At 70.7% G+C, this 6,880-nt stretch carries 7 protein-coding genes; 1 reads left to right on the forward strand and 6 read right to left on the reverse strand.

Annotated features, from left to right (window positions below; genetic code table 11):
* From DP939_RS44905 to DP939_RS44925, 5 genes are all read right to left on the reverse strand, one after another.
* On the reverse strand, positions 1–120 hold a 120-nt coding region (locus DP939_RS44905; RefSeq protein ID WP_225878923.1), incomplete at its 3' end, for a DUF4277 domain-containing protein.
* A gap of 222 nt (positions 121–342) precedes the next feature.
* Positions 343–1,551 carry a cytochrome P450 gene (locus DP939_RS44910; RefSeq protein WP_225878956.1) on the reverse strand — a complete coding sequence of 403 codons (1,209 nt, stop codon included), beginning with the start codon at positions 1,549–1,551 and terminating at the stop codon, positions 343–345.
* Between the two features lie 36 nt (positions 1,552–1,587).
* Entirely contained in the window at positions 1,588–4,068 is a 2,481-nt protein-coding gene (locus DP939_RS44915) for a PEP/pyruvate-binding domain-containing protein (RefSeq protein WP_113986938.1), read from the reverse strand.
* A complete protein-coding gene (locus DP939_RS44920) occupies positions 4,065–4,778 on the reverse strand; it encodes a TetR/AcrR family transcriptional regulator (RefSeq protein ID WP_113986939.1) in 714 nt (237 codons plus the stop codon). Before DP939_RS44920 ends, DP939_RS44915 begins: the two co-directional genes overlap by 4 nt.
* A gap of 127 nt (positions 4,779–4,905) precedes the next feature.
* Complete coding sequence (locus tag DP939_RS44925) at positions 4,906–5,766, reverse strand: SDR family NAD(P)-dependent oxidoreductase (protein WP_113986940.1); 861 nt, start codon at positions 5,764–5,766, stop codon at positions 4,906–4,908.
* 50 nt (positions 5,767–5,816) lie between these two features.
* Between DP939_RS44925 and DP939_RS44930 the strand changes: the two genes are divergently transcribed.
* Complete coding sequence (locus tag DP939_RS44930) at positions 5,817–6,269, forward strand: GbsR/MarR family transcriptional regulator (protein ID WP_113986941.1); 453 nt, start codon at positions 5,817–5,819, stop codon at positions 6,267–6,269.
* A gap of 1 nt (position 6,270) precedes the next feature.
* Here DP939_RS44930 and DP939_RS44935 read toward each other — a convergent pair.
* The coding region (locus DP939_RS44935; protein ID WP_199565852.1) for a cation:proton antiporter domain-containing protein at positions 6,271–6,880 on the reverse strand (610 nt) is incomplete at its 5' end.

Here is a 6,880-nt window from a genome sequence, read left to right on the forward strand (position 1 = left end):
CTCGATCACCTGTCCATGCGTCAACTCCGCCGTGTCCCGCACCGGGCAGGCCGCATCCACCAGCTCCCGGATCCGTAACCGCGAGCAGAACCCGGCGATGACCGGTAACGCTCCGAGCATCTTCTCGACACTGGCCTGGCCCCACTGCGCACGCTGTCTCACCAGCCAGGTGATATCGCGACGACGATCACCACGGCAACCCGGCGATCTTCAAAAAGCCTCACGTGCGGAAAACGGGGCTAGCGGGAGAATGGGCTGTTCTCAATCCCACCTCTGCTTCGGGCATCCTGTACCGAGAGGGACAACGACGCTTGATCAAGCGGCCAGGGACGACGGTTCCGTTCACCATGTCACTGGCAGGCGCTTGACGCCGTAGAAGTTCGAGTCGCTCCTGATCGGTACCTCCGCGGCCGGTACCGCCAGGCGCAGGCCGGGGAAGCGGTCGAAGAGCGCGGGCAGCGTGATGCGCAGTTGCACCCGGGCCAGCTGCTGCCCCAGGCACTGGTGGATGCCGTGGCCGAAGGTCAGATGGCCGTGGGGGGAGCGGGTGATGTCGAAGGCGCCGGGCCGTTGGAAGCGGGCCGGGTCGTGGTTGGCAGCACCGACCAGCAACTCGACGGTCTGCCCCTCGCGGATCAGCTCACCGCCGATCTCGACGTCCTCCAGCGCCGTGCGCAGCATCCCGCCCGGCCCCGTGAGGTACCGCAGCAGCTCCTCGACGGTGTTGTCGATCAGGCTCGGATCGCGGCGCAGCTCCTGGAGCCGGCCGGGGTGTTCCAGCAGGGTGAAGGCACCCCAGGCGATCATGGTGCTGGTGGTCTCGTTTCCGGCGGCGAACAGCAGCAGGCCGATGGAGATCAGCTCCTGGTCGGTCAGGTCGCTGCCGTTGATGAGGTCGCTGTAGAGGTCACCGGTGGGGTGCGCGCGCTTGCCGGCGATCAGCGGCGGGAAGATGCCGAGCATGTCGGCGTAACCCTGCTGGATCTGTTCGGGGGAGGAGGCGGGGTCCAGCACGGTGTCGCCGGCCTGCCGGAACGTCGTCAGATCCTGGTCGGGGATGCCGAGCAGGTCACAGATGAGCAGGGAGGGGATGGGGCGGGCCAGAGCCTGGACGAGGTCGGCGGGCGGCCCCGCCGCCTCCATGGCGTGCAGGCACTCGCCGGCCACCTCGGTGATCCGCGCTTCGAGCCTGCGCATGCGGCGCAGGGTGAACCGGCCGGCCAGCAGGGTGCGGTAGCGGGTGTGGTCCGGCGGGTCTTGGCGGACGAAGGTGCCCGGTGGAGCGGGCGCGTAGAACATGCGCTGCGCCGCGGCGTTGGGCATGGTGACCGGCGGGTGGGCCAGTTCACGCCGGACGCTGAAGCGGTTGTCGGCCAGGATGGCCTTGACCACGTCGTACCCGGTGGCCAGCCAGCCCGCATGGCCGTCGGCGAAGGTCATGGGGCGGAGCGGGCGCTCGTCCCTCAGCTCGGCGAAGATCTGCGGCGGGTCGAACGGGGTGGGCCGGGTGACGCGGGCTTTCCAGGGGAGTTCGACGGAACTTTGCATCATGTCACCTTCCAAGACGTGGCCCATCGGGGCGGAATCTCATGTCAGTAGTTCGACCGTGCCGTGCTCGCCGTCCACCCGGATCCGGTCGCCGTCGTGGAGTCGCATGGTGGCGTTGCCGGTGCCGACCACGGCCGGGATGCCCAGCTCGCGGGCCACGATCGAGGCGTGCGACAGCGGCGCGCCCAGGTCGGTCACGACGGCGGCGGCCCGCGGGAACATCGGAGTCCAGCCGACGTTCGTCAGCGTCGTGACCAGGATCTCGCCCGGTTTGAGCCGGTCGCCTTCCTCCGGGCCTGCCAGCACCCGGGCGATGCCCTCCACCACGCCGGGTGCGCCGGGGAAGCCGGTCACGGTGTCGCTGACCGGGACGGTGTGGCCGCGGGCGTCGTACAGGTCGGCCCGCCGGTCGGGGTCGGCGGCCCAGCGCACGGGGTCGAAGTGGCCGATGATCAGCGCCGGGTACGGCGGCAGCGCGGCGTACCGCTCGTAGGTGGCCCGTCGTACCGGAACCCGTTCCAGCGCCGCCGTGTCCCCGCGCAGCACGGCCGGCAGCTCCTCCAGGTAGAGGTAGAACAGGTCATCGCCGTGACCGGTCAGCTCACCCGCGCGTACGACGAACGCGCGCAGCGCCCAGAACGCGCGCACGGCCTCCGACCGCGTGGACTCACGGTCGCGTACGACCTCGCCCCAGCGTCGCACCCGCTCCCGCATCCCGGCCACCTTGCCCGGGTAGCGCGCGGCGAAGCGCGCCCAGGCGGCCTCCCTGGCCTGCTTCTGCCGGGCGAGCAGCGTCTCGGTGCCGGTACGCAGGTCGCGCAGCGCGGCGAGCTGGGCGTCGATCCAGCCGGGGTCCTCGCCGGGGCGCGGGATCGACACCTCGAACTCGTGCGGGCCGCGGTGCCCGTACGTCCGGGCGAACTCCTCGCGGTCGATCTCGCCGCGCGCCAGCCGGGACAGCCCCACGACGAGGCCCATGCTGGCCAGGTCACCGGCCGCGTTGACGCCGGTGAGCATGGCCTCGGCGTCGAGGTCGCCCATCATCTTGCGCAGTTTGGAGCGGGTGAGCAGCAGCGCGGTGCCGCCCTGGCGGCCCCCGGCCTCCAGCATGCGCCAGGAGGTGACAGCGTACGGCTGGATCTGGCGTTCGTACAGGTCGGTCAGTTCGGCTGCCGAGCCGCAGGCGGCGACCGTGGCCCGCAGCTCCTCGCACCGGCCGCGCGCGGTGGCCAGGAAGGCGCGCATGCCTTTCAGGTGTCGCCGCACCCGGAGCCGGACACGGATCGCCGCGGGAACGCCCTGCCTGAAGAACTCCCAGCGCAGCAGCTTCAGCCTCGGCACGTCGAGGCCGGGCGGGATCTTGCCGAAGACGTCCTCCAGCGGGCCGGACAGGCTCTTCAACCGCAGGGCCTTGATCAGCGAGTACATCGGGGTGAGGTTCATGTAGAACCGGCCGCCGATGTTGCCCGCCATGTCGAAGCCGGGCGTGGCCGAGCCGGACATGGCCTCGTGGATGAACAGGCGGACGAAAGACCAGGTGATGGGGGTCATGACATCCGGGATGGCCTCCCCGAAGTTGCCCGCCGTCCACAGGTGGTCGCCTTTGCGGCTGTCGTTCCACTCTTCCACCGGCGGCAGGAGGCCGGTGATCGGACGGGCCTGGAGGACGGCGAACGCGCCCTTTCGCATGGCCCATTCCACGTCCATCGGGACGCCGTACAGCTCCTGGACGTGCGCGCCGAGCGCGGCCAGCTCCACCGCCTCGCCCGGCGTGAGGACCGGCGCGCGGCGCATTTCATCGGGGACCGGGCGCTCCTCGGTGCCGGTCGGGGTGCGCACCGTCATGAGCGTCTTGTCGGCGGTCGTGGCCTTGGTCACCGCGCCGCCCGAGACCGTGATCGTGTCGGGGGTGACCTGGCCGCCGACGATCGCCTCACCCAGCCCCCAGGACGCGTTGATCACTGTCGTGCCGCGGTCGCCCGTGACGGGGTCGGCGGTGAACATGATCCCGGACGCGTCCGCGTCCACCAGCCGCTGCACCACCACGGCCAGCGCCACGTCCTCGTGCGGGACGTGGTTGTGGTCGCGGTAGGCGATCGCGCGCGGGTTCCACAGCGAGGCCCAGCAGCTTTTGACCGCTTCCAGCAGCGCGTCACCGCGGATGCCGAGGTAGGTGTCCTGCTGGCCGGCGAACGACATCTGTGGCAGGTCCTCCGCGGTGGCCGACGAGCGCACCGCCACCGGTACGTCCGCTCCCAGCTCGGCGTACGCCCGCTCTATCTCCCCGGCGATCGGGGCCGGGATCTCATGGCGGGCGAACAGCGCCGCGACGCCTTCGGGATCTTCCGGGTCGATCTCGCCTCGGAAGGGTGCCACGAAGGCGCGGTAGGCGCCGGTGGTGATGTGGAATCCGCCGGGCACCGGCAGCCCGGCCCTGGCCAGCTTGGCCAGGGACGCGCCCTTGCCGCCCACGCTCGCCAGGTCGGCCGTGACATCGTCGAAAGGCAGCACCGGGTTCACGACGCCCCCTTCGCTGAGCCCAGCGAGGCCGCCAGCTTGCCGCGAGCGTTCTCGGCCATGGCGTCGAGAAGGTCCGTGGTCGCCTGAGCGACGGCGCGCGCGTCGTCGTCCGGCAATTCCCGGCCCGAGCCGAGGGCACGCTCGACGGTGTCGGCCACCAGCTCGGCGATCCGCTCGCCGGACGGGCCCGCCGCCTGCGGAAGCAGGTCCGGCAGGAACACGAACCCGTACACGATGGCGGCGATCGCGATCGTGTGTTCCCGGGCGTCCTCGCGTACCGCGCCGTATTCGACGAGCCGCCCGATGTAGGTGTCGAACGCGGGCCCCAGCTCCAGGCCGGTCGTGCTGTGCCGTTTCATTCGCGCGAACTTGCCCAGCAGCTCGGGGTCGCCGACCAGGACGGCCCGCATCAGCGGCCGGCGCAGCGCCGTGCCGACGAACCCGCCGAACAGCTCGCCGATCGTCGCAGGCCCGCTCGCCCGCAGCTCTTCGGCCACGTGGACCCGCTCGCGGCGCAACAGCGCGGCGAACAGGTCGTCGCGGGTCTTCCAGTGCAGGTAGATCGTGCCCTTGGCGACGCCGGCCGCTTTGGCCACGTCGTCGATGGTCGTCTTGTCATAGCCCCACCGCAGGACCAGCTCCGCGGTGGCATCGAGGATCCGGTGCGCACGCTGTACCGGATCTTGTGGCGGCCTCCCGACCCTTGCCATCGGCCTCCTTCATAAGTTTTTGACCAGATTAGCCTATCTGTTCAAGAACTAGGTGGCAACGGCCAGGCGCCGCCGAGATGCTGCGCCATCTCACCGCCGTCTACCGCCGCCAGTCAGTATTCGCCGGTCACCAGGCCCAGGCGGGATCGCCCGTGGCGGCCTGGGACACCTCCCACAACCGCTCGCGGGCGGCGGCGTCGTAGGCGAAGGCCGGGGCGCGGACCGGGCGGAGGTCTTCGTCCACGTACGGCGTGGGCGGGCCGTCCGGCGCCGTGGCCAGGTGGGCGTAGGTCCGGCCGAGGTGTTCGGCGGGGACGGCCATCCGGTTCTTTGGGGCGTACAGGGTGCGCAGCAGCCAGGGCATGGCCGCCACCCGGTCCGCGTCCAGGCGTACGGCGGGCACGCGCACGCAGGTCGCCCCGAGGTGGCCCTTGGCCCTGTCGGCCAGGGTGAGGGTGGTCATGATCTGGGCGAGTTTGGCGTGGTAGTAGGCCCGGGTCGGGCTGAACCAGCTCGGGTCGTCGAGCCCGTCGAAGCGGATCCGGATGCGCGGCATGGAGAGCAGCCCCTTGCTGGCGATGTTGATCACGCGGGGGCTCGGGGCGGCGGCGAGCAGCGGGCTGAGGCGCGCGGTGAGCAGGAAGGGGCCGAGGTGGTTGGTGGCCCAGAACAGCTCGTGGCCTTCGGGTGTGAAAACGGGCTGCCGGAGTGTCTGGTCGAAGACGGCGGAGTTGTTGATGAGCACGTCGAGGTGGCCGGCGGCCTGCGCGATGTGATCGGCGGCGGCGTGGATGGAGCCGGGGATCGACAGGTCGGCCTGGACGAGGTCGGCGGGGTGTACGGCCTGGGCGTTGATGTCGGCCAGCGCGGCGCGGCCTCGGCCGGGGTCACGGCACAGGGCGAGCACGTGGTGGCCCGCGGCGGCGAGGGTGCGGGCGGCGCGCAGGCCGATCCCGGAGTTGGCGCCGGTGATGGCGATGGTGAGCATGGCGTGATTCTAGTTTGTTCGGAACGATCCGAACAAACTAGAATCGGAATATGCCAACCGCCGAGGAGTTCGTGGAGAGCGCCGGACTGTACTTCGAGCGCCTGGGGCTCAGCCGTACGGCAGGCCGGGTCATCGGCCTGCTCCTGGTCGATCCGGGCGATTCCGCCGACGCCCCGGACCTGTGCGAGCGGCTGGGCGTGGCCAAGAGCAGCATGAGCGTCGCCCTGGGGCAGCTCGAACGGTCCGGGCTCGTCGAACGCTTCCGCCCGCCGCGCGGCCGCCGCGACCACTATCGGCTGACCGACGACGTCTTCGGCCGCGCGTTCCGGGCGAAGATGGCGGAGTTCGCCGCGTTCGCCCAGCTCGTCGAGCAGGGCCTGGCCGTCGTCGGCGCCGATTCGACGAGCCGGGCCAGGCTGGAACGGATGCGCGACATGTACGCCTTCATGGGCCGCGAGTTTCCCAAGCTGCTCGACCGCTGGGACCGGGAACACCGGTCATGACTCAGGCTTCGCGTTCCGGCTCGGTGCGTCGGCGGAGGCGGCGGATGCCGCCGAACCAGGCCGGTACGTCGCGCTCGTCATCGAACCCGCGGGCCACCACGATGTCCGTGGAGGAGTGCAGCAAGATGGACAGCACGATGGTGACCGCCACCAACTGGAAGACCTGCTGGGCGGCCGTGATCGCGGAGCTGAGCACGAGCAGGCCGTAGACCACCGAGGCGAACCCTTTCGGGCCGAACCACGCCACCGCCGCCTGCTCGCGGATCGTCAGCCCCGATCCGAGGAAGGAGATCCAGATCGCGAGCGGGCGGGCCAGGACGAGTGCCAGTACCGCGAACACCCAGCCCTGCCAGCCGACCGATCCCAGCAGCGCCGGGGTGATGAGCGCCCCGAACACCAGCAGCGCGGCCAGCTTGAACACCTCCGCGATCAGCTCGCCGAAGTGCTCGAACGATGCGCGCTGCCGCTCGCCGAAGGTGGCCACGGTGATACCGGCCGCGAACGCGGCCAGGAACAGGTTGCCGTGGGTGACCTTGCCCAGCGCCAGCACGAGCAGGCCGATGGCCAGGGCGTTGAGCGGCTCGTACTGGGTCGAGGCGGCGAACCAGCGG

The sequence above is a fragment of the Spongiactinospora rosea genome (genome assembly GCF_003315795.1).
GTDB lineage: Bacteria > Actinomycetota > Actinomycetes > Streptosporangiales > Streptosporangiaceae > Spongiactinospora > Spongiactinospora rosea.